This is a genomic window from Devosia honganensis, from assembly GCF_042648785.1.
GTDB classification, from domain to species: Bacteria; Pseudomonadota; Alphaproteobacteria; order Rhizobiales; family Devosiaceae; genus Devosia; species Devosia honganensis.
Genome location: NZ_JBHRYD010000007.1, coordinates 22,204 through 48,001, shown reverse-complemented (window position 1 = coordinate 48,001; position 25,798 = coordinate 22,204). Strand labels below are relative to the sequence as shown.

20 protein-coding genes are annotated in these 25,798 nt (G+C 65.3%); 12 read left to right on the top strand and 8 right to left on the bottom strand.

All coding sequences use genetic code 11. From position 1 onward, the window contains the following. Positions 1 to 2 precede the first annotated feature (2 nt). Together infB and ACFOOL_RS09125 are read left to right on the top strand one after the other, a co-directional pair. The gene (gene infB / locus ACFOOL_RS09130; RefSeq protein ID WP_380096653.1) at positions 3 to 2,741 is read left to right on the top strand and encodes a translation initiation factor IF-2; all 2,739 of its coding nucleotides are present in this window, start codon (positions 3 to 5) and stop codon (positions 2,739 to 2,741) included. A 107-nt stretch (positions 2,742 to 2,848) separates the two neighbouring features. Next, positions 2,849 to 3,469 carry an HAD family hydrolase gene (locus tag ACFOOL_RS09125; protein ID WP_380096652.1) on the top strand — a complete coding sequence of 207 codons (621 nt, stop codon included), beginning with the start codon at positions 2,849 to 2,851 and terminating at the stop codon, positions 3,467 to 3,469. A 68-nt stretch (positions 3,470 to 3,537) separates the two neighbouring features. Here the strand turns inward: ACFOOL_RS09125 and ACFOOL_RS09120 are convergent, their stop codons facing one another. The 5 genes from ACFOOL_RS09120 to ACFOOL_RS09100 all read right to left on the bottom strand — a co-directional run bounded on the left by ACFOOL_RS09120 (position 3,538) and on the right by ACFOOL_RS09100 (position 9,297). Further along, complete coding sequence (locus ACFOOL_RS09120) at positions 3,538 to 4,188, bottom strand: L,D-transpeptidase (protein WP_380096925.1); 651 nt, start codon at positions 4,186 to 4,188, stop codon at positions 3,538 to 3,540. A 221-nt stretch (positions 4,189 to 4,409) separates the two neighbouring features. Continuing rightward, the gene (pnp, locus tag ACFOOL_RS09115; protein ID WP_380096651.1) at positions 4,410 to 6,554 is read right to left on the bottom strand and encodes a polyribonucleotide nucleotidyltransferase; all 2,145 of its coding nucleotides are present in this window, start codon (positions 6,552 to 6,554) and stop codon (positions 4,410 to 4,412) included. Positions 6,555 to 6,829: 275 nt separating this feature from the next. Then, on the bottom strand, positions 6,830 to 7,099 hold the full coding sequence (rpsO, locus tag ACFOOL_RS09110) for a 30S ribosomal protein S15 (RefSeq protein ID WP_380096650.1): 270 nt from the start codon (positions 7,097 to 7,099) through the stop codon (positions 6,830 to 6,832). Between the two features lie 248 nt (positions 7,100 to 7,347). Then, the gene (locus tag ACFOOL_RS09105; RefSeq protein ID WP_380096649.1) at positions 7,348 to 8,994 is read right to left on the bottom strand and encodes a sensor histidine kinase; all 1,647 of its coding nucleotides are present in this window, start codon (positions 8,992 to 8,994) and stop codon (positions 7,348 to 7,350) included. 108 nt (positions 8,995 to 9,102) lie between these two features. After that, positions 9,103 to 9,297 (bottom strand): hypothetical protein, encoded by a 195-nt coding sequence (locus ACFOOL_RS09100; protein ID WP_380096648.1) that lies wholly within the window; start codon positions 9,295 to 9,297, stop codon positions 9,103 to 9,105. 175 nt (positions 9,298 to 9,472) lie between these two features. Here ACFOOL_RS09100 and miaB point away from each other — a divergent pair, with 175 nt between their 5' ends. From miaB to ACFOOL_RS09080, 4 genes are all read left to right on the top strand, one after another. Beyond that, on the top strand, positions 9,473 to 10,882 hold the full coding sequence (gene miaB, locus ACFOOL_RS09095; protein WP_380096647.1) for a tRNA (N6-isopentenyl adenosine(37)-C2)-methylthiotransferase MiaB: 1,410 nt from the start codon (positions 9,473 to 9,475) through the stop codon (positions 10,880 to 10,882). Positions 10,883 to 11,017: 135 nt separating this feature from the next. Continuing rightward, entirely contained in the window at positions 11,018 to 12,112 is a 1,095-nt protein-coding gene (locus ACFOOL_RS09090; protein WP_380096646.1) for a PhoH family protein, read from the top strand. After that, the gene (ybeY, locus tag ACFOOL_RS09085; RefSeq protein ID WP_380096924.1) at positions 12,109 to 12,582 is read left to right on the top strand and encodes an rRNA maturation RNase YbeY; all 474 of its coding nucleotides are present in this window, start codon (positions 12,109 to 12,111) and stop codon (positions 12,580 to 12,582) included. The genes ACFOOL_RS09090 and ybeY overlap by 4 nt, the downstream gene beginning before the upstream one ends. A gap of 81 nt (positions 12,583 to 12,663) precedes the next feature. Then, positions 12,664 to 13,695, top strand: coding sequence for a hemolysin family protein (locus ACFOOL_RS09080; RefSeq protein ID WP_380096645.1), 1,032 nt, complete (start codon positions 12,664 to 12,666; stop codon positions 13,693 to 13,695). A 112-nt stretch (positions 13,696 to 13,807) separates the two neighbouring features. Here the strand turns inward: ACFOOL_RS09080 and ACFOOL_RS09075 are convergent, their stop codons facing one another. Continuing rightward, positions 13,808 to 16,723, bottom strand: a complete 2,916-nt coding sequence (locus ACFOOL_RS09075) for an FAD-binding and (Fe-S)-binding domain-containing protein (protein WP_380096644.1) — start codon at positions 16,721 to 16,723, stop codon at positions 13,808 to 13,810. 17 nt (positions 16,724 to 16,740) lie between these two features. Further along, entirely contained in the window at positions 16,741 to 17,715 is a 975-nt protein-coding gene (locus ACFOOL_RS09070) for a LysR family transcriptional regulator (RefSeq protein WP_380096643.1), read from the bottom strand. A 446-nt stretch (positions 17,716 to 18,161) separates the two neighbouring features. On the opposite strand from ACFOOL_RS09070, the gene ACFOOL_RS09065 reads away from it, so the two are divergent. The 6 genes from ACFOOL_RS09065 (at position 18,162) to ACFOOL_RS09040 (ending at position 24,501) form a co-directional block, all read left to right on the top strand. Continuing rightward, positions 18,162 to 19,463 (top strand): ABC transporter substrate-binding protein, encoded by a 1,302-nt coding sequence (locus ACFOOL_RS09065; RefSeq protein WP_380096642.1) that lies wholly within the window; start codon positions 18,162 to 18,164, stop codon positions 19,461 to 19,463. Positions 19,464 to 19,468: 5 nt separating this feature from the next. Beyond that, positions 19,469 to 20,440, top strand: a complete 972-nt coding sequence (locus ACFOOL_RS09060; protein ID WP_380096641.1) for a carbohydrate ABC transporter permease — start codon at positions 19,469 to 19,471, stop codon at positions 20,438 to 20,440. 112 nt (positions 20,441 to 20,552) lie between these two features. Continuing rightward, positions 20,553 to 21,326, top strand: a complete 774-nt coding sequence (locus ACFOOL_RS09055; RefSeq protein ID WP_380096923.1) for a carbohydrate ABC transporter permease — start codon at positions 20,553 to 20,555, stop codon at positions 21,324 to 21,326. Positions 21,327 to 21,330: 4 nt separating this feature from the next. Next, positions 21,331 to 22,350, top strand: coding sequence for a Gfo/Idh/MocA family protein (locus ACFOOL_RS09050; RefSeq protein WP_380096640.1), 1,020 nt, complete (start codon positions 21,331 to 21,333; stop codon positions 22,348 to 22,350). Next, a complete protein-coding gene (locus tag ACFOOL_RS09045) occupies positions 22,347 to 23,426 on the top strand; it encodes a Gfo/Idh/MocA family protein (RefSeq protein ID WP_380096639.1) in 1,080 nt (359 codons plus the stop codon). The genes ACFOOL_RS09050 and ACFOOL_RS09045 overlap by 4 nt, the downstream gene beginning before the upstream one ends. 19 nt (positions 23,427 to 23,445) lie before the next feature. After that, a complete protein-coding gene (locus tag ACFOOL_RS09040) occupies positions 23,446 to 24,501 on the top strand; it encodes an ABC transporter ATP-binding protein (protein ID WP_380096638.1) in 1,056 nt (351 codons plus the stop codon). Positions 24,502 to 24,523: 22 nt separating this feature from the next. Here the strand turns inward: ACFOOL_RS09040 and ACFOOL_RS09035 are convergent, their stop codons facing one another. After that, positions 24,524 to 25,726, bottom strand: a complete 1,203-nt coding sequence (locus ACFOOL_RS09035) for an MFS transporter (RefSeq protein ID WP_380096637.1) — start codon at positions 25,724 to 25,726, stop codon at positions 24,524 to 24,526. Positions 25,727 to 25,798: the final 72 nt, after the last annotated feature.

The following is a 25,798-nucleotide window of genomic DNA, read 5'->3' as shown; positions in this document are numbered from 1 at the left end:
GTATGGCTGACAACGACGACAAGCGTTCCGACGACACCGGCGCCAAGAAGACTCTGACCCTCAAGGGTGGCGCCGGGCTGGGCAATCGGCCCGGCGGGATGTCGCGCGGCCCGTCGCGCTCTACCGTAGTCGTGGAAAAGCGGACGCGCGTGGTGCCTAAGCCCGGCGCCCAGCCCGGCCGCCCCGGCGCGCCCGGCGGCCGCCCCGGCCAGGGCCGGTCCATGCAGCAGCAATCAAGGGCTCCGCTGGGGCTCAGCGCCGCCGAGGCCGAGGCCCGCCGCCGCGCCCTGGCGCAGGCCGGCGCCCGCCAGGCCGAGGACAGCCAGCGCTTCGCGGCCGAAGAGGCCCGCCGCATCGAGGAAGACAATCGCCGCCGGCAGATCCGCGAGGAAGCCGCGCGCCAGGAAGAGGAGCGCCGCCAGGCCGAGGAAGCCCGTCGCACCGAGGAGGAAACCGCCTCCGCTCCCGAACCGGAAGCCGCGGACGAGGAATTCGTGCCGGCCAGCCAGCGCAATCCCGGCCCTTCCAGCGTCCGCGTCGTTGCCGGTCGTCCCGGCCAGGCCGGTCGCCCGGCGCGCGCCGAACGTCCGGCGACCCGCGATGGCGCCGCGGGAGCGCGGCCGACCGGGGAACGCCGTCCGGCCGGCGCTGCGGGCCGCCCTGCCGGCGACCGCCGCCCCGGTGGCATGGCGCCGATCGGCAATGTGCCTCCCGCTCCGCCCAGCGAGGCCGATGGCCGCCGCATCCGCACCGGCGCGCCCCAGCAGCGGCCGACGACGGAAGCCGAGCTCGAAAATGCCCGCCGCGCCTCGCGCGCCCAGCCGGAGCGGCCCTCGCGCCGTAGCGGCAACGAGGCTCCGCGCGGCCGCCTGACCGTGGCCAGCGCCACCACCGAAAGCGATCGCGATCGCGGTCCGTCGCTGGCCGCCATGCGCCGCCGCCGCGACAAGAAGATGGGCCGCAACCAGCAGGCCGCGCCCAAGCTCAGCCGCGAGGTGACCATCCCCGAGGCGATCACCGTGCAGGAGCTGGCCAACCGCATGGCCGAGCGCGCCGTCGACGTGATCAAGGTGCTGATGACGCAGGGCCAGATGGCCAAGATCAACGACGTCATCGACGCCGACACGGCCGAGCTCATCGCCATCGAGCTGGGCCACACCGTCAAGCGCGTCTCGGAAGCCGACGTGGAAGAAGGCCTTTTCGACATTCCCTCCGACGACAGGGCCGAGGACCTGGCGATGCGTGCCCCGGTCGTGACCATCATGGGCCATGTCGACCACGGCAAGACCTCGCTGCTCGACGCCATCCGCGAAGCCAATGTGGTTTCGGGGGAAGCGGGCGGCATCACCCAGCATATCGGCGCCTATCAGGTCGAGAAGAACGGCAGCAGGATCACCTTCCTCGACACGCCGGGCCACGAGGCTTTCACCGCCATGCGCGCCCGCGGCGCCCAGGCAACCGATATCGCGGTACTGGTCGTGGCCTCCGATGACGGGGTGATGCCCCAGACCATCGAATCCATCAAGCACGCCAAGGCGGCAGAGGTTCCGATCATCGTGGCCATCACCAAGATGGACAAGCCCGAGGCCAACCCCACCCGGGTGCGCACGGAATTGCTGCAGCACGAGGTGTTCGTGGAATCCATGGGCGGCGAAGTGCTCGACGTGGAAGTCGCGGCCAAGACCGGCGCCGGCCTCGACAAGCTGCTCGAGACCATCCTGCTGCAGGCCGAAGTGCTCGAGCTCAAGGCGCCCCATGACGGGCGCGCCGAGGGCCTGGTCATCGAAGCCAAGCTCGATCGCGGCCGGGGTCCGGTGGCGACCGTGCTGGTGCAGCGCGGCACGCTCAAGGTCGGCGACATCGTGGTGGCGGGCACCGAAATGGCCCGCGTCCGCGCCCTGATCAACGACAAGGGCGAACAGGTCAAGGAAGCCGGCCCTTCGGTGCCGGTGGAAGTCCTTGGCTTCAATGGCGTGCCCAGCGCCGGCGACCGCTTCTCGGTGGTCGAGACCGAGGCCAGGGCCCGCGAGGTGACCGAATATCGCCAGCGCGCCATCCGCGAGAAGACCGCCGGGGGCGGCGCCACCAGCCTCGAGCAGATGATGAACCAGCTCAAGGCCTCGGGCATCTCCAAGTTCCCGCTGGTGATCAAGGGCGACGTGCAGGGCTCGGTCGAAGCCATCGTGGCCAGCCTCAACAAGCTCTCGACCGACGAAGTGTCGGCCCAGATCCTCTTTTCGGGTGTGGGCGGCATCACCGAAAGCGACGTCACCCTGGCCTCGGCATCCGATGCCATCATCATCGGCTTCAACGTCCGCGCCAACAAGCAGGCCACCGAATTGGCCGCCCGCGACGGCATCGAGATCCGCTACTACAACATCATCTACGACCTCATCGATGACGTGAAGGGCGCCATGAGCGGCCTTCTCGCCCCCGAGCGCCGCGAGACCTTCATCGGCTATGCCGAAATCCTGGAAGTGTTCCAGATCACCAAGGTCGGCAAGGTCGCGGGCTGCCGGGTCACCGAGGGCATCGTCGAACGCGGTGCCGGCGTGCGCCTGCTGCGCGACGACGTCGTCATCCACGAAGGCAAGCTCAAGACGCTCAAGCGCTTCAAGGACGAGGTCAAGGAAGTGGCCGTCGGCCAGGAATGCGGCATGGCCTTCGAGAATTACGAGGACATCCGCGCCGGCGACGTCATCGAATGCTTCCGCGTCGAGACGGTGCAGCGGTCACTGTAGGCTTTGTCGCCAGGGCAATTCCAGGGGCGCGGTAACCGACCGCGCCCCTTTTCATTTCGTCGCCATAAGGCTCTATTGTGGAGCAGTGTCCGGCAAAGGAAGCCGAAATGGAAACGATCCTAGTCGATATTGACGGTGTGCTGGTCTCGGGACGGCCGCAGGACGGGGCGCACCTGTTCACCGATCTGGAGCGTGATCTGGGCATTCCACTCGCTAGGCTACAAAGCGAATTCTTCGCACTGCGCTGGCCAGCCATTGTCACCGGGCGGAAGCCGCTTCTGCCCGAGCTGACTGAAGTGCTGGCAACCCTAGCGCCGGCGGTCAGCGCGGAAACCCTGATCGATTACTGGTTCCGCAATGATTCCCGCATCGACCGCTCCGTACTCGCCGCCATCGTTGCCCTACGCAGGCAGGGCCGGCGTGTCTATCTGGCCACCAATCAGGAACATATGCGCGCCACTTATCTCATGAAGGAGATGGGTTTGGAGCGGCACGTGGACGGAATGTTCTACTCAGCCGCGATCGGTTACCGCAAACCGGATGAAGAGTTTTACCGATATGTCGCCGCTGCGGTGGAGACGCCGCCCAAGCGGACAGTGCTGATTGATGATACTGAGGCCAATGTCATGGCCGCACGCGCCTTTGGCTGGCAAGCGGTGCATTGGTCAGCGGGCATGGACCTGATCGACCAACTCGGTCTTAACTCACTTCAAAATCAACTGGGATAGAATATCACTGGTAGGGTGGTAGGCATCGCGGATGTTCGAAAAAGCTCTTCAACATCATCCTTGATGGTTCAGTTGATCACCGTCACTCGGGCGCCGACCGGGACGCGGGCATAGAGATCGAGAATGTCCTGGTTCATCAGGCGAATGCAGCCCGAGGAGACATTGGTGCCGATCGTATAGGGCTCGGTGGTGCCGTGGATGCGGAACAGCGTGTCGGCGCCGTTCTTGTAGAGATAGAGCGCGCGGGGACCCAGGGGATTCTCGGGACCGGGAGGCATGCCGCCGGCCCAGGGGCCATAGCGTTCGGGCTCGCGGGCGATCATGGACCGGGTCGGGGTCCAGCGCGGCCATTCTGCCTTGCGCCCGACGGTGGCGTTGCCGCGGAACACCAGCGCCTCGTCCTTGCCCACGCCGATGCCGTAGCGCAGGGCGCGACCGTTCTCGAGCACGAGGTAAAGGAAATGGGCGGGCGTGTCGACGACCAGGGTACCGGGGCGCTCATTGGTGAAATAGGGCACCTCCTGGCGCCACCACTTCGGATCGACGTGACGCAGATCCATGGCGGCGATGGGATAGGGCTCGGTGTGGATCGCACCGTACATGCGCAGATAGTACGGATCGATCACCGGCTCCTGCACTCGGGGCTGGCGCGTGGACGAACAGGCGGAAAGGGCCGTGGCGGACAGGCCGATCAGGAACAGGCGGCGGGAAATCAACAGGCGAACCTCGGCAGGCGGGACGGGGAAATGCTGAGCGGTACCAAGCCCGCCATAACACACGGTTTTACCCATGCTATCCTTAACGTGGTACGAATGAGGCAGTTCCTCGCCACAATGTGATGGAGGAAGCAAGTGTTGCACGACCTCCACACCGGGTCTGGCAACACACAAAAAAGGGCCGGGATCGCACCCGGCCCTTTCGGATTTGAGGCGGCGGCGCCTTATTCGGCCGCGTCTTCCTTGCCGTCCCGGGCGATTTCCTTGCCAGTTTCCTGATCCAGCACCTTCATCGACAGGCGGACCTTGCCGCGCTCGTCGAAGCCCAGGAGCTTGACCCAGACCTTGTCGCCTTCCTTGACCACGTCGGTGGTCTTGGCAACGCGCTGGTCGGCAAGCTGGGAGATGTGCACCAGGCCGTCCTTGGCACCGAAGAAGTTGACGAAGGCGCCGAAATCGGCGGTCTTGACCACGGTGCCCTGATAGATGCCACCCACTTCCGGCTCGTCGGTGATCGAGCGGATCCACTTGATGGCAGCCTCGATCTGGGAGCCGTCCGAGGAGGCGATCTTGATGGTGCCGTCATCCTCGATATTGATCTTGGCGCCGGTCTTTTCCACGATCTCGCGGATGATCTTGCCGCCGGTGCCGATCACGTCGCGGATCTTGTCGGTGGGGATCTTCATCGTTTCGATGCGCGGGGCGAACTCACCCACTTCGCCGCGGCTGGCCGAGAGCGCCTTGGCCATCTCGCCCAGGATATGCACGCGGCCTTCCTTGGCCTGGGCCAGGGCGATCTTCATGATCTGCTCGGTGATGCCGGCGATCTTGATGTCCATCTGCAAGGAGGTGACGCCCTGTTCGGTGCCGGCCACCTTGAAGTCCATGTCGCCCAAATGATCCTCGTCACCCAGGATGTCGGAGAGCACCGCGAACTTCTCGCCTTCCATGATCAGGCCCATGGCGATGCCGGCCACCGGTCGCTGCATCGGCACGCCCGCATCCATCAGCGCCAGCGAGGTGCCGCACACGGTCGCCATCGAGGACGAGCCGTTGGATTCGGTGATCTCGGAGACGACGCGGATGGTGTAGGGGAATTCCTCCACCGAGGGCCGGATCGGGTTGATGGCGCGCCACGCCAGCTTGCCGTGACCGATCTCGCGCCGGCCCGGCGAGCCCATGCGGCCGGCCTCACCCACCGAATAGGGCGGGAAGTTGTAGTGCAGGAGGAAATTTTCCTTGCGCGTGCCCTCGAGGCTGTCGACGAACTGCTCGTCCTCGCCGGTGCCCAGCGTCGCCACCACCAGCGCCTGGGTCTCCCCGCGGGTGAAGATGGCCGAGCCGTGGGTGCGTGGCAGCACGCCCACTTCCGCCAGGATCGGGCGGACGGTCTTGAGATCGCGCCCGTCGATGCGGGTGCCGGTGTCGAGGATGTTCCAGCGCACGATCTTGGCCTGGAGGCCATGGACGACCTCGCCCAGCTCCTCGGCGGAGACGGTGCCCGCCTCGATCCGCGCGGCGAAGGCTTCCTTGACCTTGGCGTTGGCGGCGTCGACGGCGGCATAGCGCTGCTGCTTGTCAGTGAGCTTGTAGGCGGCGCGCAGATCAGCCTCGGCCAGGTCCAGCACGTCCTTTTCCAGCGCCGAGAAATCGGGCGGGACGAAATCGCGGGGCTCCTTGGCGGCGAGCTCGGCCAGCTTGATGATGGCCTCGATGACCTTGGCGCTTTCGGCATGGCCGAACATGACGGCGCCCAGCATGACTTCCTCGGAAAGTTCCTTGGCTTCCGATTCCACCATCAGCACCGCATCGGTGGTGCCGGCCATCACCAGGTCGAGCTTGGAGTCGGCGCGGCGGTCGATCGAGGGGTTGAGGACATATGCGCCGTCGATATAGGCGACGCGGGCCGCCCCGATCGGCCCCATGAAGGGCACGCCCGAAATGGTCAGCGCCGCGGAGGCTGCGACCATGGCCAGCACGTCGGGATTGTTCTCCATGTCATGCTGGAGAACGGTGATGATGACCTGGGTTTCGTTCTTGTAGCCATCGGGAAAGAGTGGGCGGATCGGCCGGTCGATGAGGCGCGACACCAGGGTCTCGTTCTCGGAGGGGCGGCCTTCGCGCTTGAAATAGCCGCCCGGAATCTTGCCGGCGGCGAAGTATTTTTCCTGATAGTTGACGGTCAGGGGGAAAAAATCCTGGCCCGGCTTGGGCGTCTTGGCGCTGACCACGGTGGCGAGCACGACTGTCTCGCCCAAAGTGGCGAGCACGGCGCCATCGGCCTGGCGGGCGATCTTGCCGGTCTCGAGCGTCAGGGGCTGGCCGCCCCAGTTGAGCTCGACCTTGTGGTGATCGAAATTGATCGACATTTGTTCGTCTTTCCATTCTGCCGGAGAGCGGGAACGCGGGCGAGGCTACGCCCGCGAACTCTTCCGGTGTGCCCGCACCGGCATCGCACTCCATGTGCGCGCCGGCTCAAAATCAGGCACGGGTTCATGTCTGGCGGGACAGAACATGGGCAAGACGATGAGCCTCTCCCCACGGAAGAGGCCGATGATCCTGCCATGCTCCGGCACACCGGCCTGTCGCCCTAAAAGGGCAACCGGCGCGGAAGGTATCCCCCGCGCCGGAAAAACATCTCGCCTTAGCGGCGCAGACCGAGCTTTTCGATCAGCGTCCGGTAACGCTGCTCGTCCACCCTTTTGAGGTAGTCGAGAAGGCTGCGGCGGGTCGAAACCAGCTTCAAAAGGCCACGGCGGGAGTGGTTGTCCTTGTTGTGGCCCTTGAAGTGCTCGGTGAGATTGGCAATGCGCTCGGACAGGATCGCCACCTGGACTTCCGGCGAGCCGGTATCGTTGGCCTTGGTGGCGTATTCCCTGATGAGTTCGCTCTTGCGTTCGGCGGTAATCGACATCGGGCATATCCTTTCGAAAACGAGGATGGTGGCCGCCCCAGCCGGGATGTCGTCCAGGTGGGGCCGGGAAGCGCTTCGGGAAAGGCGGGGACCGCTTTTCCGGCTCGAGAGCGCAACTAAGTTGGACCCGTGGCCGGTTCGGCGTCTCGAGCGAAACGTGGACCAGCCCGGGGGCAGGCGCCGGAAATGGCAAGGCCGTGGCGCCGGCTGGCGCTGCTATAGTGCAAACCGCGTCATAACGCCAGAATTTATTGGACTTGCGGTTCCTCGTCCGGCCGCGTGGCGGCAAAGGCCGGGTCGAGCGCCGTCAACGGAATCTGGAACAGCCACTCCACCCCATCCTCATGCGCCGTCCGGTCCACCTGCGCGCCCAGCGCGCCCCCGACCATGGTGCGCAGCACGATGGTGCCGAAGCCCGAGCGGTCGGTATCGATCAATTTCCGGCCCAGCGTCTCGCGCCAGCGCATGGAAAGCGTATCCATATCGGCCGACCAGGTGAGCGCCAGCCGCCCTTCGGGCGCGGCGAAGGCCCCGTAACGCGTGGCATTGGTGGCCAGTTCATGTAGCGCCATGCCCAGAATCTGCGCCCCCTGCGGGTTGATCCTGAGATCCGGCCCCTCCAGCCGCACCCGGCCCTCGTCGGCCGGGCGGAAGGGCCCTAGCTGATGCTCGATGAGCTCGCGCAGGCTCGCGCCGGCGCGGCCATGGGCCAGCAGCAGGTCGGTGGAGCGTGCAAGACCCATGATGCGCCGCTCCAACGCCTCCACATAGGCCGGCAGGTCGGGCGCGCCGCGCGCCGTCTGCTTGGCCATGGCGGCGATCACCGCCATCTGGTTCTTGGAGCGGTGCGCCAGTTCGCGCATCAGAAAGCGAATGTCGCGCTCGGCGGTCTGGCGCTGCACGGAGGCTTCGGCCAGGGCCTGCGACACCTCGGCGATCTCCACCACCGGGTAGGTGCGCGGATAGACCGCCTCGCCGCGCCCGAGGCGCTTGGCGTCGCGCCTGAGGCCCATGACCGAGCCGCCGATGCGCTGGGCAATCAGCAGCGCCACCCCGGTAGCCAGCAAGGCGATCACTATGCCCCAGGCGGCGAGCTGGACGACCGATTCCTGCAAGGGCCGCTGCACCTGCGCCGCCGAGGCCCAGGCGACGACCCGCCAGCCGGTGAGGCTGGACCGCCATTCGGCGGTGATCACCGCCTCGCCCTCCAGCCGTTCCTGTACCCATTCCGTGTCGGAGATGTGCTGAACGTCCTGGCGGAGCGGCAGCACCTCGCCGATCTCCAGCTCCGCGTCGGTCGCGGCGATGACCATATTGTCGGGGTCGACCAGGGCGGCATACCAGCCGGATGGCAATTGCTGCGATTGCAGGGCCGGCACGAGGTTGCGCGAATTCTGCGTCAGCGCCAGCAGCCGCACCGGCTCGACCCCCTCCACCGGCAACCAGACATTGAATACATAGGTCCGCGCCGTCTGGCCGAAAAACAGCGGGGAAACCGTCACCATGCGCCGCTCCAGCGCCCGGCTGGCGGTTGCGGTGTCTGAGGTGAGGCCAAGCGGCGTGCCGTAATCCACCCTGGTATTGAGCAATTGCTGCATCCGGTCATCGACGGCGATGAGATAGGAGCCGGTGCCCGCCAGGGCGACAAGCGAGCGCAGATGGAACAGCGACATGTCGCCGTCATGCAGCGCCTGGGTGGTGGAGAGCACGCGCAATGTCGTGGCCATGCCCGCGATCTCGCGGTCTACCGACTGTCCCATGGCCTGCACCGTGGCGTGGGTGAGCGCGCTCAGCACTCCCTGCTGGGCATCGTTGGCGCGATTGAGCAGCACCAGCGCCACCGCCAGCGCCGGGATGAGGATCGCCAGCATCAGCGCAATCAGATAGAATGCCACCGGCCGGCCGCGCGCTTGCCCCGCTGGCGCGGCTTCGTCTCGGACCATATCGTCCGCCATGCCCCGTTTCCCTTCAGAACTCCCGCCACCCTAGCAGCGTTACGTTACTCAATACTTGGCGCCGGCATCACTGGCCGGAAAGCTTTCGTCTACGGCCTGGTCGACCTTGTCCCAAGGCCCCGGATCGGTAGCCATCGCCTCCGGCCCCGCATTGCGCACCTGTACCGGCGCTTCGATGGGGCCGGGTTTGCGCCCGTCGCGCAAGGCGGCCGCTTCCCAATGCGTGTATCCCTGTCTCCTCATAGTCGTCATCCCTCCCGCCGGATTCCGGCCCAAGCCTGGACGGATCGCTGCGCCAAAGACCGCTCACGCCCGGTCCGGTTCCGGCGGACCGTTGGGCGCTGCAGCTACAACACACCAGCGCCGCAGCGGTTGCAGACCATGGCGCGGCGCTTCAAGCTCTGCTAAACAGCCGCCCATGAGCCGGATCGACACCAAGCCCCAGACCCCGTCCAAGCGGGTGTTCATCAAAACCTATGGCTGTCAGATGAACGTCTATGACAGCGACCGCATGGCCGACGCCCTGGCCCCGCACGGCTACGCGCCGACCCAGCAGATCGCGGATGCGGACCTAGTGCTGCTCAATACCTGCCATATCCGCGAGAAGGCGTCCGAAAAGGTCTTTTCCGAACTCGGCCGGCTCAAGGAATTGCAGGGCGAAAAACGCGCCATGGGCGGCGACCTGATGATCGGGGTAGCCGGCTGCGTTGCCCAGGCCGAGGGCGAGGAGATCGCCCGCCGGGCCCCGGTGGTCGACCTGGTGTTCGGACCGCAGGCCTATCATCGCCTGCCCGTCATGCTGGAGCAAGCGGCGGCGCGGCGGCATCTGCATCCCAGCCTCAAGCGGGCGGTGGTGGACACCGACTTCCCCGAGGAAGACAAGTTCGCCCATCTCCCGGCGGCGCGGCGCGAGGTCACGCTGGCGCGGGGGCTGACCGCCTTCCTCACCGTGCAGGAGGGCTGCGACAAGTTCTGCTCCTTCTGCGTCGTGCCCTATACGCGCGGAGCCGAGGTGAGCCGTCCGGTCGCCCAGGTGCTGGACGAAGCGCGGCGCCTCGTCGATGCGGGCGTCAGGGAAATCACCCTGCTGGGCCAGAACGTCAACGCCTATCACGGCCTCGACGCCGCCGGCCGCGACGTGGGGCTGGGGGAGCTGGCCCATCTGCTCGCCGAGATTTCCGGGCTCGAACGGCTGCGCTACACCACCAGCCACCCCCGCGACATGGACGACGCGCTGATCGCGGCTCATCGCGACCTGCCCCTGCTGATGCCCTATCTGCACCTGCCGGTGCAATCCGGCTCCGATCGCATCCTCAAGGCCATGAACCGCAAGCATACGCGCGCCCAGTACCTGGCGCTGATCGAGCGCATCAGGACGGCGCGGCCGGACATGGCGTTGTCCGGCGATTTCATCGTCGGCTTTCCCGGCGAGACCGACGCGGATTTCGAGGACACGCTCGCGATCATCCGCGAGGTGGGCTATGCCTCGGCCTACTCGTTCAAATATTCGACCCGCCCGGGCACGCCGGGCGCCAGCTTGGACGGGCAGGTGGACGAGGCGGTCAAGACCGAGCGCCTGCATCGCCTGCAGGACCTGGTTGCCGGCCAGATGCAGGCCTTCAACGCCTCGATGGTGGGCAGGACCCTACCGGTGCTGATCGAGCGTCCCGGCCGCGAACCGGGGCAATTGGGCGGACGCTCGCCCTATCTGCAGGCGGTGCATTTCGATGGCCCGGCCGAACTGATCGGCGCCATCCATCCGGTCGAGATCGTCGGTATCAGCACCAATTCGCTCGAGGGCCGGCTGGCCGGGTCGGTGGCCGCCTGAGTGAATGCCGATGGAGCCCCACCTTGAGCGCGGCCGAAGCATAAGGAACGCCATCGGAGCCGCCTTGGCGTCGGGGATAATAGTCACAAAATATCTACAGACATGGCACCCAAATCGTCCTAGCGTCGTTATCGCATGGATGGCGCGTGGTGCGCCGTCACCCTTTTCCGGAGCCGAGAAAGTTTGAGCAGGCACTTGCCACCCACCGCAGACAACGCCCTTGCATCGCAACTCGAACTCGCTTTTGAAGACAATCGCCTCGCTGCCCAGCTCTATGGCGATTTCGACCAGAACCTCGCCCTCATCGAACAGCGCCTCTCCGTTTCGGCCACGCCGCGCGGCAATCACGTGCTGCTGAAGGGCGCGGCCTCCAAGATCGACCAGGCGCGACGGGTACTCGAATCGCTCTATGCCGGCCTGGAGGAAGGCCGCTCCGCCGATATCGCCGACGTCGATGCGGTGATCCGCATGGTCGAAACCGAGGACAGCCAGCTCACTTTGCCCACGCTGGAGCGGCGCGGCAAGGTGCGCATGGCCCAGATCGCCACGCGCAAATCCACCATATTGGCCCGCACCCCCGCCCAGGACGCCTATATGCGCGCCATGGAGCGTAGCGAACTGGTCTTCGGCATCGGCCCCGCCGGCACCGGCAAGACTTATCTGGCAGTAGCCCACGCCGCCTCGCTGCTCGAGCGCGGCGATATCAACCGCATCGTCCTCTCCCGTCCGGCGGTCGAGGCCGGTGAGCGCCTCGGCTTCCTGCCCGGGGACATGAAGGAGAAGGTCGACCCCTATCTGCGGCCGCTCTACGACGCGCTCTATGACATGATGAAGCCCGAAAATGTCGAGCGCTGCATCACTTCGGGCATCATCGAGGTCGCCCCGCTGGCCTTCATGCGTGGGCGCACGCTCTCCAATGCCGTGGTCATCCTAGACGAGGCGCAGAACACCACCTCGATGCAGATGAAGATGTTCCTGACGCGGCTGGGGGAGAATTCCAAGATGATCGTCACCGGCGATCCCACCCAGGTCGACCTGCCGCGCGGAGAAAGATCGGGGCTCGTCGAGGCGGTAGGCCTGCTCGATGGCGTGGAGGGCGTGCATGTCTCCCGCTTCGGCGACAAGGACGTGGTGCGCCACGCCCTTGTGGGACGCATCGTCCGGGCCTATGAGCAGGCCGCTGTCCGGCGCCTCGCCCGGCAGAACGCCGCCGAAGGGAACGCCAACTGACCGCCTTGCCGCTCGAGATCGCCGTCCTGCACGATGCGGAAGGCTGGCCGGACCATTTCGACGCCCTGGCGGAAGCAGCGGTGCTGGCGGCCCTCAAGGGCTCGGGCGCGCGGCTGGCCGGCGCCGCCGAACTGTCGGTGCTTCTGACCGACGATGACGAGCAGGCCCGGCTCAACGCCCAATGGCGCGGAAAACAGGCGCCGACCAATGTGCTGAGCTTTCCACAGATCGAGCCTTTTGCGCCGGTAGCGGGGCTGCTGGGCGACATTACCCTGGCGCGCGAGACGCTGGAGCGCGAGGCGGAAGAGCTGGGAAAGAGCCTCGAAGACCATTTCACCCATCTGATCGTGCATGGCTTTCTTCACATTTTGGGGTATGATCACCTTGATGAGCAAGAGGCCCTTCAAATGGAAGGTCTAGAAACCCAGATATTGCACGAGCTGGGCATCGATGATCCCTATGCCGATTGACATCGGGGCGGGCGAACCCCGATCATGCATGCCTTTTCGTCCGATGGACAACCAGAGCCGCCGTTGCGCGGCGCGAGATGAATGAACGATAGCGATATCAGCGCCCCGCGGGTGGCCGAAAACCCCGACCCTCCCTCTAGTCCCGCCCCCGCCGCGGCGCGGGGGCCGAGCCTGTGGAACCGTCTCAAGGGTCTTTTGAGCCTGAGAACGGTATCCCTGCGCGACGATCTGCAGGTGGCGCTGGAGGAAACCGGCAGCGCCGAGACCGCGGATTTTTCCGAGAGCGAGCGGGCCATCCTGCAAAACGTGCTCAAGCTCTCCCAGGTGTCGGTGGAAGACGTCATGGTGGAGCGCTCCGACATCAAGGCGGTGCCCTCCAGCATCAATCTGGGGGCGCTGCTCGCCCGGTTCCGGCAGGTGGGCCATTCCCGCCTGCCCGTCTATGACGACGAACTGGACGACATTAAAGGCTTCATCCACATCAAGGACGCCCTGGCCCGGATCACCGAGCCGGTGACCGATCCAGAAAAAGAAGTGCCGGTACGGCTGCTGACGCCCGTGCTCCGGCAGAAGGTCGGCAAGCTGGGCATCATGCGCCGTGCCATGTTCGTGCCCACGGTGATGCCGGCCGCCGATCTCCTGCAGCAGATGCGCGCCAGCCGCACCCATATGGCCATCGTGGTGGACGAATATGGCGGCACCGACGGGCTCGTCACCATCGAGGACCTGCTCGAGGCGGTGGTGGGCGAGATCGAGGATGAGCACGACGAGGCCGAGGTGGCGCTGATCCGCAAGGTCGGCGAGGACACCTATGTCGCCAGCGCCCGCGCCGAGCTCGAAGAAGTGCAGGCGCTGATCGGCCCCGATTTCGATCCCGGTGCCCATGCCGAGGAAGTGGACACGATCGGCGGACTGGTCTTCGACCTTGCCGGGCACGTGCCCAAACGCGGCGAGCGCATCAATGGTCTGGATGGTTTCGAATTCGAGGTGCTGGCGGCCGACAGCCGCCGCATCAAGCGCCTGCGCATCCGCCGCCAGCGCGGCGACACGCCGCCCGAGCCGCTGGCCATCACCGACCAGCGCAGCGCCATCGAAAAGCAGGCAGCAGAGTAGCGCCGCCACACGCTGAAGCCACCCGGCTCATTCGGGCGACTCACGCCGGACAACCGGACAATGGCGAAGGAAGGGGCGCATCCGGCCTGGATGCGCCCGAAATCCTGTGCTCTTACCGGCTTGCCCATTCGAGCAGGCTGGCAAGGCCCACAAAGGGCAGGCCTGCATGCTCGGTCAGGCCCGAGGCGCAGGTGGAAACGGTGGAGACGCCCAGTTCGCACCCCTCGGGAATATCGTTGCCGACCCGCCGCGTGGCATGGGCGTTGAGCTCGGGAACGAACAGCCCCTTGTCCCCAGCATAGCCGCAACAGGTGATCGAGGTCAGCACCGCGATCCTTTCGGCGCAGGCGCCCGCGACCGCCTCGGTCGCCGGCTGTTCGGCGAGGCGCTGCGCCGAGCAGTTGTGATGCACCGCCACCACTGGCAGCTTCTGCGTGATCGTCAGCTTGGGCAGCACATGGGTGAGCAGGAATTCCGCAGAATCGGCAACCACGGCGTCGCCGGGAAATTCCGGCAAATGCTTGGCACAGGTCGAGGCGTCGGTGACGACGGAAAGCCGGCCGTTTTCGCTGAGTGCCGAAAGCTCCTGCCTCAGAGCGTCGCCCACCTTGACGGCCTCTTCCGGGAACCCCTTGGACAGGAAAGGCTGGCCGCAGCACTGGCCGTTGAGCTGGTCGGGAATGCGCACGTCAAAACCGGCTCGCTCGAGCAGCGCCACCATGGCATCGGGCGTCGGCAACAGGCCGTGACTGGTCTTCGGCGCGCCGAACATGCGGCTGGGGCAGGCGGGGAAATAGACGATGGGGGCGCGCCCGCTTTGCGCGATGGGCACCGGAAAGCCGGTCCGGCGCGGGTCCTGCCGGTCCTCGCGAAGGCGCGGTGCGCCGGGACCGCGATGCAGGACCCTAGAAATCCGTGGCACCCGGCCGCCGCTCAGCCGCCTTGCGGTTTCGGTGACCGCTTCCATGGCCGGGCCCGGCAAAACGGTGCGGGCGGTTTCGGCCAGGCCAACCCCGCCGCGCATCATCGATTCCACCGCGCCGCGATGATCGGCGGCGAAGCGCGCCACCGAATGGGCGACGCCGCCGCGTCGCCGCGCCCGCTCGCCCAGGATCATGGTGCCGGTCTCGATGCCCACCGGGCAACGCAGCGAACACAGATTGCACACCGCGCAGGTGTCCATGCCGGCATATTGGAAATCCGCCTCGAAGCGGGCCAGCCGCGCCGGGTCCTCTCCGGTGGCGCGCAGCCGCGCCCGCTCGCGGGTGACGGCGATGCGCTGGCGCGGCGTCAACGTCATATGGTGGCTGGGACAGGCCGGTTCGCAGAAGCCGCATTCGATGCACAGATCGATCAGCTCGTCCGCCTGGGGCATGAGCTTAAGATCCTTGACGTGCACGAAGGGGTCCGGGTTGAGCAGGACGCCAGGATTGAGCAATCCCTCGGGATCGAAGATGGCCTTGATGCGATGCATGATCGCATAGGCCTTGGCGCCCCATTCCGCCTCGACAAAGGGAGCGATGGCGCGGCCGGTGCCGTGCTCGGCCTTGAGCGAGCCGCCATAGCGCACCGAGACCAGTTCGGACAGAGCACGCGAGAAGGCGTCGAACTTGGCCGCCGAATGGGGCTGGGAGAAATCGTCGCCCATCTGGAAATGCAGGTTGCCAGCCAGGGCATGGCCGAAGATCACCGCATCCTCATAGCCGTGCTCGTCCAGCATGGCGCGCAGCTCGACGACGAAATCGGCGAGCCGCTCGATGGGCGCGGCGACGTCCTCGGTCAGCATGGTGCTGCCTTGGGGGCGGGCGGCGCCGGCCGAGGCGAAAAACCCCTTGCGGATATCCCACAAGGCGTGGCTGCGGGCCTCGTCGGTGGAAAAATCGACATGGGCGGCGCCGTGCCGGGCGAGCAGGGCTTCGGCCTTGGCCACTTCCGCGGCAAGCGTCTGCGCGTCGGGGGCGGTGACGTCGATGAGCACGGCCGGGGAATTCTCGGTCAACCAGGGCAGGAGCGGCGCCATGGGCGCCAGATGCTCGACCGTGGCCAGGGCCCGGCGCTCGATATATTCGGCGGCGGTCACCCCGGTGGTGACCTGGATGCCGCCATTGGCCATCTCGATGATGGCCCGGCCCGCCGCCTGTGGATCGGGGAAAGGCACCAGCGCGGTAGATTTGAACGGGTGCTCGGGCACGGTATTGTAGGTCACCTCGGAGACGAAGCCGAGCGTGCCCTCCGAGCCGACGATGAGACGAACGAGGATGTCGAGCGGGTCGTGATGGTCGACCAGCGCGTTGAGCGAATAGCCCACCGTGTTCTTGATCCGGTATTTCTTTCGGATCAGCGCCGTCAGTTCCTCGTCCGCCATGATCTCGTGATGCAGGCGATGCAGCTCCTCGAGCATGGCCGAATGGCTGGCGCGGAACGCGGCGCGGCTCTCCTCGTCGCCGCTGTCGAGCATGGTGCCGTCGGTCAGCACCAGCCGTAGCCGGGCCATGGTATGATAGGTGTTCTGCGCCACCCCGCAGCACATGCCGGAGGAATTGTTGTTGACTACACCGCCGATCTTGCAGGTGGCCTGGCTGGCCGGATCGGGCCCGATCTTGCGGTCGAAGGGTTTCAGCGCCCGGTTGGCTTCGGCCACGATGATGGCCGGGCCCAGGGTGATCTGGTCGGCCCCGGGGTGGATGTGGAGCTTGCGCCAGCCATCGCCCAGCACTGCCAGCACCCCGTCGGTCACCGCCTGGCCCGACAGCGAGGTTCCCGCCGCCCGGAAGGTGACCGGCAGGCTCTCGGCGCGGGCGGCCCGGAACACGGCGCGCACCTCATCCTCGCTGTTGACGAAGACCACCACGGCCGGGATCAGCCGGTAAGAGCTGGCATCGCCGCTCCAGGCATAGGTCATCAGCGGATCGGTGTGGATGGCGCCACGGATCTGGTCACGGAGCCGGGCGGCGACGCGTTCGCCCGCGGCGAGCCGGTCGGGGGACGGCGCCTTGGGCTGGACGGAGGTGGAGAGGGCTTGCTGCATGACGCAGCACTAACATGTTACGGTAGCGCTGGGGAGAGGTTTTGCTCGTCCGCGGGCGTATTTTCGCTCGGAGGCCAAGGCGGCAGCACGGTGCGGGCGGCGGTGACGATGCGCTCGATCAGGTCCTCGATGCGTTCTTCCCCGCGCCTTTCCTTGAGCACATAGATGCCAGCGACGGATTGCCGCGGGGCGTCGGCCTGTTCGACCTCGTAAAGGCCGCGCCGGACGAAATCGTCACGGATCACATGGGTGTGCGCCAGCACCGCCTCGGTCGCCAGCGCATAGTCTATGCAGGCCGCCAGAGAATTGCTGCAAAAGGCGGAATGGCGACCGTCGAACACGGTTTCCACCCGCTTGCGCCGCCGGGACTGGTCGAAGAAGCGCTCGTGCCGGCTCTCGGTCAGCGAGCTGTCGATGCGCGGATAAAGGTCGATCTGCGCATGGCTGCGCGGCGCCCCGAGCAGGGGATGATCCGCGCGGACGAAAAAGGCATTGTAGACGCGCGTGATCGGCACGAAATCGCACCCGATGGAGGGGCTGAGCCCGTCGATCTCGTGAGCGAGGAACAGCGAAATGTCCCCCGAGAGCATCTGGTCCATAAGGCGAAGCTGGTTGCCCAGGCTCGCCTGCACCGGCGAGCCGGGAAATTCGTCCTGATAGGCGATCACCATGTCTCGCAGGAACAAGTTCCACCAGGAATAGCCCGAGCCGATGGACAGGCCCCGCTCGGTACCGCGCTGCTGGTCGGCGATGGCGCTGAGCGAATTGGTGTAGAGCCGGCGCATCAGCTTGGCATTTTCGTAAAGCGTCTCGCCATAGCGCGTCAGCCGCACGCCGCGGGAGGAGCGCTCCAATAGCGGTGCGCCGATGGTTTCCTCCAGCTTGCGCATATTGAAGCTCAGCGTCGGCTGGGTGATGAACAGCGCCGTGGCCGCGCGACTGAACGAGCCGGCATCGGCAATGGCGAGGAACTGGGTCAGCAGCTTGTCCATCGATCCTCTCTTAGTTCAGATATAGATTGTATCTATAATATTGGCGAAAATTCGTAGTTTTCCAATTGCTTTTTTTACGCCACTCTCCTGTCGAGCGAACCTGGCCCAGACACTCCCTTATCGTGGCCAAGGAGCGCTTGTGGCATCGGAGCCGGCTGATTTCCGCCGGAAACCGGTGGCAGGAAGCCGGCCTCCGGGTGTCCTCAGAACTTCCATACAAGATTATTGCCGCCGGCAGTTCTTGTATGGTAAGGGGCGTGACCGGCGGGTTATGCGCGGGAGCAAAAATTTGTCGCTCACCGCGCGGCGCGCGAGGCCTTGGATGATTGACAAGCTCATCAGAGGGCTTAACGTAGTAACCAGTTGGTGATTTAGCGACGGGGAGGTCGCTAGGCTCTTCCGGTTCCGCCAAGCGGAACGGCAACTGTTCATGGGAGGAAATACGCATGACACTTCGATTCGGACGCCGTCAGTTCCTGATGGGTTCTTCGGCATTGCTGGCCGCCGGCGCCTTCGGGCTCGGCCCTGCCCGCGCGCAATCCGCCGGATTGCGCCTGTTCTGGTGGGGCGGCCAGGCCCGTGCCGACCGTACGCTGGGGGTTGCCGACCTCTATTCCGAAACCACCGGCGCACCGCCGCTGCAGGGCGAATTCCTCGCCTGGGACGACTATTGGACGCGCCTGGCGACACAGGTGGCGGGCGGCAATGCGCCGGACATCTACCAGATGGATTATCGCTTCATCGTCGAATACGCCACCCGCAATGCCATCGTGCCGCTCGATGAATTCGTCGAATCCGGTGTGCTGAACCTCGACGATTTCGACGAGGACCAGATCGAGGGCGGGCGCGTCAACGGCCAGCTCTACGGGCTGAGCCTGGGCGCCAATTCGGTGGCCACCCTGGTCAATACCGCCGCCTTCGAGGAAGCCGGCATCGAGCCGCCCGATCTGAGCTGGACCTATGCCGATATCGAGCGCTATGGCGAGGCCTTCAAGGAGGCCAATATCCGCGGCGGCATGCGCGCCTTCGCCGACGGCTCCCGTGTCGAGCCGATGCTCGACAACTGGATCCGCCAGCGCGGCAAGGCGCTCTATACCGCCGACGGCCAGCTCGGTCCCGATGTGGACGACATGGTCGATTGGTTCACCATGTGGAACGACTTCCGCCAGGCCGGCTACATCATCAGCGCCGAGGACGACGCCCTCGATACCGGGGCGCCGGAAGTTTCGGCGGTGGCGCTGCAGAAGTCGGCGCTGATGCCGACCAACTCCAACCAGCTCATCATCCACCAGTCGATCAACCCCGACAACCTGACCATCACCTCCTATCCGCGCCTGGCGCCGGGCGTGGGTGGCGGGCATTACCGCAAGCCGAGCCAGTTCTGGTCGATGGCATCCTCCTCCGCCCACAAGGAAGAGGCCGCCGCCTTCCTCAGCTACTTCGTCAACGACATCGAGGCGGGCCGCATTCTCGGCGTCGAGCGGGGCATTCCATGCTCGGCCGGCGTGCGCGAAGCGATCACCCCGGAATTGAGCGAGCAGGATCAGATCGCGCTCAACTTCGTGGCCAATCTCGGCGACCTGCTCGGGCCGCTGCCGCCCTCTCCGCCCAATGCGGCCGGCGAGATCGACGTCTCGCTGCTGCGCGTGATCGCCCAGGAAGTGGCCTTCGGCGCCCGGTCGCCCGAAGATGCCGGACGGTACTTCGTGGAAGAAGCGCAGGCCATCCTCGCGCGCGCCGCGAGCTGACCCCGATGACGGCGCGTCTTGCAGAGGGTGCCGCCCCCGGCGGGCGCGCCGCCACCGGCTCGATCTGGTCGCGGGCGTGGTCCAACCACGCCCCCGGCTACATGTTCCTCGTGCCCTGGTTCATCGGCTTTTTCGGCCTGACCATCGGGCCGATCCTGTATTCGCTCTATCTCAGCTTCACCAATTTCGACCTGCTCACCCCCCCGCAATGGACTGGCGCCGACAATTACGTGCGCATGTTCACCAACGATCCGCGCTTCGCGGCGGCGATGCGGGTCACCTTCTTCTTCGTACTGTTCTCGGTGCCGCTCAAGCTTGCCTTCGCGCTCTGCGTCGCGCTGATGCTCAATCGCGGCATGAAGGGCCTGCCGCTCTACCGGGCGCTGTTCTACCTGCCCTCCCTGCTCGGCGCGTCGGTGGCCATCGCCATCCTGTGGCGCCAAATTTTCGCCGGCAACGGGCTGGTCAACCAGTTCCTGACCTATATCGGCATATTCGGGCCGGATTCGCTGACCGGCATGACCGCGCCAAGCTGGCTGTCCAACCCCAATTATTCGCTCTGGACGCTGATCGTCCTGTCGGTCTGGCAGTTCGGCTCGCCCATGATCATCTTCCTGGCGGGCCTGCGGCAGATCCCCCAGGACATGTACGAGGCCGCCTCGCTCGACGGCGCCTCGCGCTGGCGGCAGTTCTGGAAAATCACCCTGCCCCTGCTTACCCCGGTGGTGTTCTTCAACCTGGTCATCCAGACCATCGACGCCTTCAAGAGCTTCACCCCGGCCTTCATCATCTCGGCGGGCACGGGCGGGCCGATCAACTCGACGCTGTTCTACACGCTCTATCTCTACAACGAGGCGTTCAGCTTCTTCCGCATGGGCTATGCCTCGGCGCTGGCCTGGTTCCTCCTGGCGCTGATCGCCTGCTTCACCGCCTTCTCATTCCTGACCTCGAAATATTGGGTGCATTATGACGACTGATGTGCACCGGCTGACCGTGGTGACCGGCCAGGAGGGCGACCAGGCCGCCCGGACCCGCCGGCGGGTGCTCTCGATCCTGGCGCATGCGGCGCTGATCGGCGCCTCCATCCTAATGCTCTATCCGCTGCTCTGGCTGCTGGCGGCCTCGTTCAAGCCAGAGAACCAGATTTTCAGTTCGGGCATCTGGCCGAGCTTCGAGTGGAGCATCGACTCCTATTTCCGCGGCTGGAACGGGCTGCGGGTCAGCTTCTCGGTCTTCTTCGTCAACTCCTTCATCATCGCCTTTCTCTCGGTGATGGGGAATCTGATCACCTGCTCCATGGCTGCCTACGCCTTTGCGCGCCTCCGCTTCAGGGGCCGCAATTTCTGGTTCGCCATGATGCTGATGACGCTGATGCTGCCCTATCATGTCGTCCTCATCCCCCAATATGTGCTGTTCCGCGAATTGGGCTGGATCGACACCTTCCTGCCGCTGGTAGTGCCCAAATTCCTCGCCGTCGACGCCTTCTTCATTTTCCTCATGGTGCAGTTCTTCCGCGGCATACCGCGCGAACTGGACGAGGCGGCGATGATGGACGGCTGCTCGCCCTGGCGCATCTACTGGAAGATCATGCTGCCGCTCAGCATCCCGGCCCTGGTCACGACGGCGATCTTCACCTTCATCTGGACCTGGGACGATTTCTTCGCCCCGCTGATCTATCTCAACCGGATGCAGAACTACACGGTGATGCTGGGCCTCCGGACCTTCGTCGATTCGACCGCGCAAAGCGATTATGGCGGCCTGTTCGCCATGAGCGTCCTGTCGATCGTCCCCATCTTCCTGTTCTTCCTCATCTTCCAGCGCCTGCTGATCGAGGGGATCGCCACCACCGGTATGAAACGTTAACGCCATGTCCGAGTTGAACTTCGCCGCCATCGGCATCAACCACGCCCATATCTATGGCCAGGTGGACTGCCTCAAGCGCGCCGGCGCCCGGTTCGTGGCCTTCCACGCACCGGAAGACGACCTGGCAAAGGTCTTCGCCGAGCGCTATCCCGAGGCCAAGCGCCTCGCCGATCCGCGCGCCATCCTCGAGGACCCGTCCATCGCCATCGTCGTTACCGCCGCTATTCCCGGCGACCGGGCCGCGATCGCGCTCGAGGCGATGCGCCACGGCAAGGACGTCCTCACCGACAAACCCGGCATGACCACCTTCGCCCAGCTCGACGAGATCAAGCGGGTGCAGCAGGAGACCGGGCGCATCTTCTCGGTGCTCTATTCCGAGCATTTCGAGGTTCCGGCGGCGGTCGAGGCCGGCAATCTCATCGCCAAGGGAGCCATCGGCCAGGTGGTCAACACGGTGGGCCTCGGCCCCCATTCGCTGCGCCTCAACAATCGCCCGGACTGGTTCTTCACCCGCAACCGCTATGGCGGCATCCTGTGCGACATTGCCAGCCACCAGTTCGAGCAATTCCTGTTCTTCTCGGATGCGATGGACGGCGAGGTGGTCTCCGCCAGCGTTCATAATCGCGGCAACCCCCACCGGCCGGGCCTGCAGGATGTGGGCGACGCCCATATCCGCACAGAACGGACCACCGGCTATGTCCGCGTCGACTGGTTCACGCCCGAAGGCCTGCCGACCTGGGGCGATGGGCGCCTGACCATTCTGGGCACCGAGGGCTATATCGAACTGCGGAAATATGTCGATATCGCCGGCCGCCCCGGCGAAAACCACCTCTTCCTCGTGGACAAGAAGGGCGTGCGGCATGTCGATTGCTCGGCGGTCGACATGCCTTTCGGGCGGCAGTTTCTCGATGACGTGCGCAATCGCACCGAAACGGCCATGCCGCAGGAGCGCTGCTACAATGCCATGAAGATGGCGCTGACGGCGCAGGCCATGGCCGAAAAGGGCACGGAGTGGCAGCAATGAGCCGGGTGCTGAATGTCGCCGTGGTCGGCTGCGGCATCGGCCGCAGCCATATCGTCGAAGGCTATCTGCCCAATACCGACAAGTTCCGGGTCGTGGCGCTATGCGATCTCGATGAGGCCCGCCTCGACCGGCTCGGCGAGGAATTCGGCGTCGAGCGCCGCGTGGTCGATTTCGACGACCTGCTCGCCATGGACGATATCGACGTCATCGATATCTGCACCCCGCCGGGCGTCCACTACGCCATGGTCACCGAGGCACTGCGTGCCGGCAAGCATGTGGTATGCGAAAAGCCTCTGGTCGGCTCGCTCGAGGAAGTCGATGCCATCATGGCGCTGGAAAAGAGCGCCAAGGGGCTGCTGATGCCGGTATTCCAGTACCGGTTCGGCGACGGCATCGAACAAGCCAAGACCATCATCGACGCGGGCATTGCCGGGAAACCCTATTGCGGCACGGTGGAAACCATGTGGCGCCGCGAAGCGCCCTATTACGCCGTGCCCTGGCGCGGCAAATGGAAGACCGAGCTGGGCGGCGTGCTGATGGGCCACGCCATCCACCCGCACGATATCTTCACCTATCTGATGGGCGATGTCGCCCGGATCTTCGGCCGGGTAGCGACACGCGTGAACCCCATCGAGGTGGAGGACACCATCTCGGCCTCGCTCGAAATGCGGAGCGGAGCGCTGGCCAGCCTGACCGCGACCCTGGGTTCGGTGGACGAGATCACCCGCATCCGGCTCCAATTCGAGAACGTCACCATCGAAAGCGACCATTCCCCTTACAATCCCGGCCGGGAATTGTGGAAAATCCTGCCGCGCAATGACGAGATCAAGGCCAGGATCGACAAGCTGCTGGCCAATTGGCGCCACGTGCCCTCGCGTTTCCAGACCCAGATGGCCCGCTTCCACGACGCCATCAACGGCAAGGGCGAGTTGCCGGTGACCAGCGCCGATTCCCGCCGCGCCCTGGAACTGGTGACGGCCTTCTACCACTCCTCCTCCACCCATACCGAAGTCGTGCTGCCGCTCGGTCCGGACCACCCGCTCTACCAGAGCTGGGTTCCGGTCGAATTCCGGTAAGCAGCAGGAGACCAAATCCATGGCGACCAGCATTGAACTGCGGCAGATTCACAAGGCCTATGGCGACGTTCCGGTCATCCACGGGGTGGACCTGACCATCGAGCCGGGGGATTTCACCGTCTTCGTCGGCCCTTCCGGCTGCGGCAAGTCCACGCTTTTGCGCATGATTGCCGGGCTTGAGCCGATCACCGGGGGCGACCTGCTGATCGACGGTCAGCGCATGAACGAGGTGCCGGCGGCAAAGCGCGGCATCGCCATGGTGTTCCAGTCCTATGCGCTCTACCCGCATATGAACGTCTACCAGAACCTGGCCTTCGGGCTCGAAACGGCGCGCATGCCCCGGGCCGAGATCGCGACCCGCGTGCAACGGGCCGCCGAAATCCTCAAGATCGAGCCGCTGCTCAAGCGCAAGCCCAAGCAGCTTTCGGGCGGCCAGCGCCAGCGTGTCGCCATCGGCCGTGCCATCGTGCGCGAGCCCAAGATCTTCCTCTTCGACGAGCCGTTGTCCAATCTCGACGCCGAGCTGCGCGTGGCCATGCGGGTCGAGATCGCCAAACTGCACAACGATCTGGGGAACACCATGATCTACGTGACCCACGATCAGGTAGAGGCCATGACCATGGCCGACAAGATCGTGGTGCTGCGCAACGGCATCATCGAGCAGGCCGGCGCGCCGCTGGAGCTCTACAACACCCCCAACAATCTGTTCGTGGCCGGCTTCATCGGGTCGCCCAAGATGAATTTCCTCACCGTCACCGAGGAGAATGGCGCGCTGCGCAGCGGCGGCAACAGCCTGTCGCTGGATCGCGACGTCGCCGGCGCCGTGACGCTGGGCATCAGGCCCGAGCACATCACCATCGTGGGAGGATCAGGTCTCAAATTCGCCGATGTGCGGGTCGATCTGGTGGAAAACCTGGGCGGGCAGACGGTGGTTTACGCCACCGCCGGGGACGGCCAGGCCCTGACCATGGTGCTCGAAGGCCAGCGCGGCGTCGAGCTGGGCGCCACCATCGAAGTCTATGTCGATCCCCAGAAGGTGCATCTGTTCGACGCCCAGGGCATGGCGATCCGCTGAACCAGCCGGATCGCCGGCCTGCCTACCTTATCTTGCCCATGTCGGGCAGGAAGATGGTCAGCAGTCCTGCCAGGGGCAGGAACGAGCACAGCCAGAAGACGTATTCGATGCTGGTCGTGTCGGCGAGCGCCCCGAGCGCCGCCGCGGCGATGCCGCCGGCCCCGAAGGCGAAGCCGAAGAAGATGCCGGCGATCATGCCGATCCGGCCCGGCATCAACTCCTGGGCGAAGACCACGATAGCCGAGAAGGCCGAGGAGAAGATGAGCCCGATGAGGATGGTGAGGATCACCGTCCAGTTAAGGTCGGCATAGGGCAGCGCCAGCGTGAAGGGCAGGACGCCCAGGATCGAGAACCAGATCACGAATTTGGCGCCGAACCGGTCGCCGATCGGGCCGCCCAGAAACACCCCCAGAGCGGAGGCGCCCAGGAACACGAAAAGCAGCAATTGCGCGTCCTGAACCGCGACCTGGAATTTGTCGATCAGGTAGAAAGTGTAATAGCTCGAAAAGCTGGCCGTATAGGCATTCTTGGTGAGGGTGAGTACGGTCAGGACGGCGAGCGCGATCAGTGTGGTGCGCTTGTCGAAGATGAGGGTGGTGCTGGCCGGCGCCCTGCCTGCATTGGCCCGCCGGTGTTCGGCATACCAGCGCCCGACCCGCCAGAGGATGAAAATACCGATCAGCGATCCCACCGCAAACAGGCTGACGCTCCACTGGCCGAGCCGTAGCACGATGAAGGCGGCCATGAGCGGGCCGATGGCCGAGCCGACATTGCCCCCGACCTGGAACAGCGATTGCGCCAACCCGTGCCGCCCGCCCGAGGCCAGCCGCGCCACCCGGCTCGATTCAGGATGGAAGACCGCCGACCCCAGCCCGACAAAGGCGGAGCCGACCAACAGCAGCCAATAGCTCTGCGCAAACCCCAGGATGATGAGGCCCACCAGGCTCGACGCCATGCCGACCGGCAGGGAATAGGGCAGCGGCCGCTTGTCGGTGTACATGCCGATCGCCGGCTGCAGCAGCGAGGCGACGAACTGGAAGGTCAGCGTGAGCAGCCCGATCTGTACATAGTCGAGCCCGTAATTATCCTTGAGGATGGGATAGATCGCCGAAAGCAGCGACTGCATCACATCGTTGATGAGGTGGCAGACGCTCACCGCAACGATGATCGAAAGCGTGGTTTTTCCTGCGATGCTGCTTGCCGATGCATCGGCCGTGGCGGTCAATTGAGCTAACCTGGAAATGCGGGGTCCCGTTATCGATCCCCTATCATGCCGGCGTCGTTCGCCGAAGTCGCC

Coding starts and splice junctions, on each gene's coding strand:
- ACFOOL_RS09075 (WP_380096644.1), bottom strand. CDS start 16,723: ATGCAGCAAGCCCTCTCCACCTCCGTCCAGCCCAAGGCGCCGTCCCCC.
- ACFOOL_RS09065 (WP_380096642.1), top strand. CDS start 18,162: ATGACACTTCGATTCGGACGCCGTCAGTTCCTGATGGGTTCTTCGGCA.
- pnp (WP_380096651.1), bottom strand. CDS start 6,554: ATGTCGATCAATTTCGATCACCACAAGGTCGAGCTCAACTGGGGCGGC.
- ACFOOL_RS09125 (WP_380096652.1), top strand. CDS start 2,849: ATGGAAACGATCCTAGTCGATATTGACGGTGTGCTGGTCTCGGGACGG.
- ACFOOL_RS09070 (WP_380096643.1), bottom strand. CDS start 17,715: ATGGACAAGCTGCTGACCCAGTTCCTCGCCATTGCCGATGCCGGCTCG.
- miaB (WP_380096647.1), top strand. CDS start 9,473: ATGAGCCGGATCGACACCAAGCCCCAGACCCCGTCCAAGCGGGTGTTC.
- ACFOOL_RS09080 (WP_380096645.1), top strand. CDS start 12,664: ATGAACGATAGCGATATCAGCGCCCCGCGGGTGGCCGAAAACCCCGAC.
- ACFOOL_RS09100 (WP_380096648.1), bottom strand. CDS start 9,297: ATGAGGAGACAGGGATACACGCATTGGGAAGCGGCCGCCTTGCGCGAC.
- rpsO (WP_380096650.1), bottom strand. CDS start 7,099: ATGTCGATTACCGCCGAACGCAAGAGCGAACTCATCAGGGAATACGCC.
- ACFOOL_RS09045 (WP_380096639.1), top strand. CDS start 22,347: ATGAGCCGGGTGCTGAATGTCGCCGTGGTCGGCTGCGGCATCGGCCGC.
- ACFOOL_RS09055 (WP_380096923.1), top strand. CDS start 20,553: ATGCTCTATCCGCTGCTCTGGCTGCTGGCGGCCTCGTTCAAGCCAGAG.
- ACFOOL_RS09060 (WP_380096641.1), top strand. CDS start 19,469: ATGACGGCGCGTCTTGCAGAGGGTGCCGCCCCCGGCGGGCGCGCCGCC.
- ACFOOL_RS09090 (WP_380096646.1), top strand. CDS start 11,018: ATGGATGGCGCGTGGTGCGCCGTCACCCTTTTCCGGAGCCGAGAAAGT.
- ACFOOL_RS09040 (WP_380096638.1), top strand. CDS start 23,446: ATGGCGACCAGCATTGAACTGCGGCAGATTCACAAGGCCTATGGCGAC.
- ACFOOL_RS09050 (WP_380096640.1), top strand. CDS start 21,331: ATGTCCGAGTTGAACTTCGCCGCCATCGGCATCAACCACGCCCATATC.
- infB (WP_380096653.1), top strand. CDS start 3: ATGGCTGACAACGACGACAAGCGTTCCGACGACACCGGCGCCAAGAAG.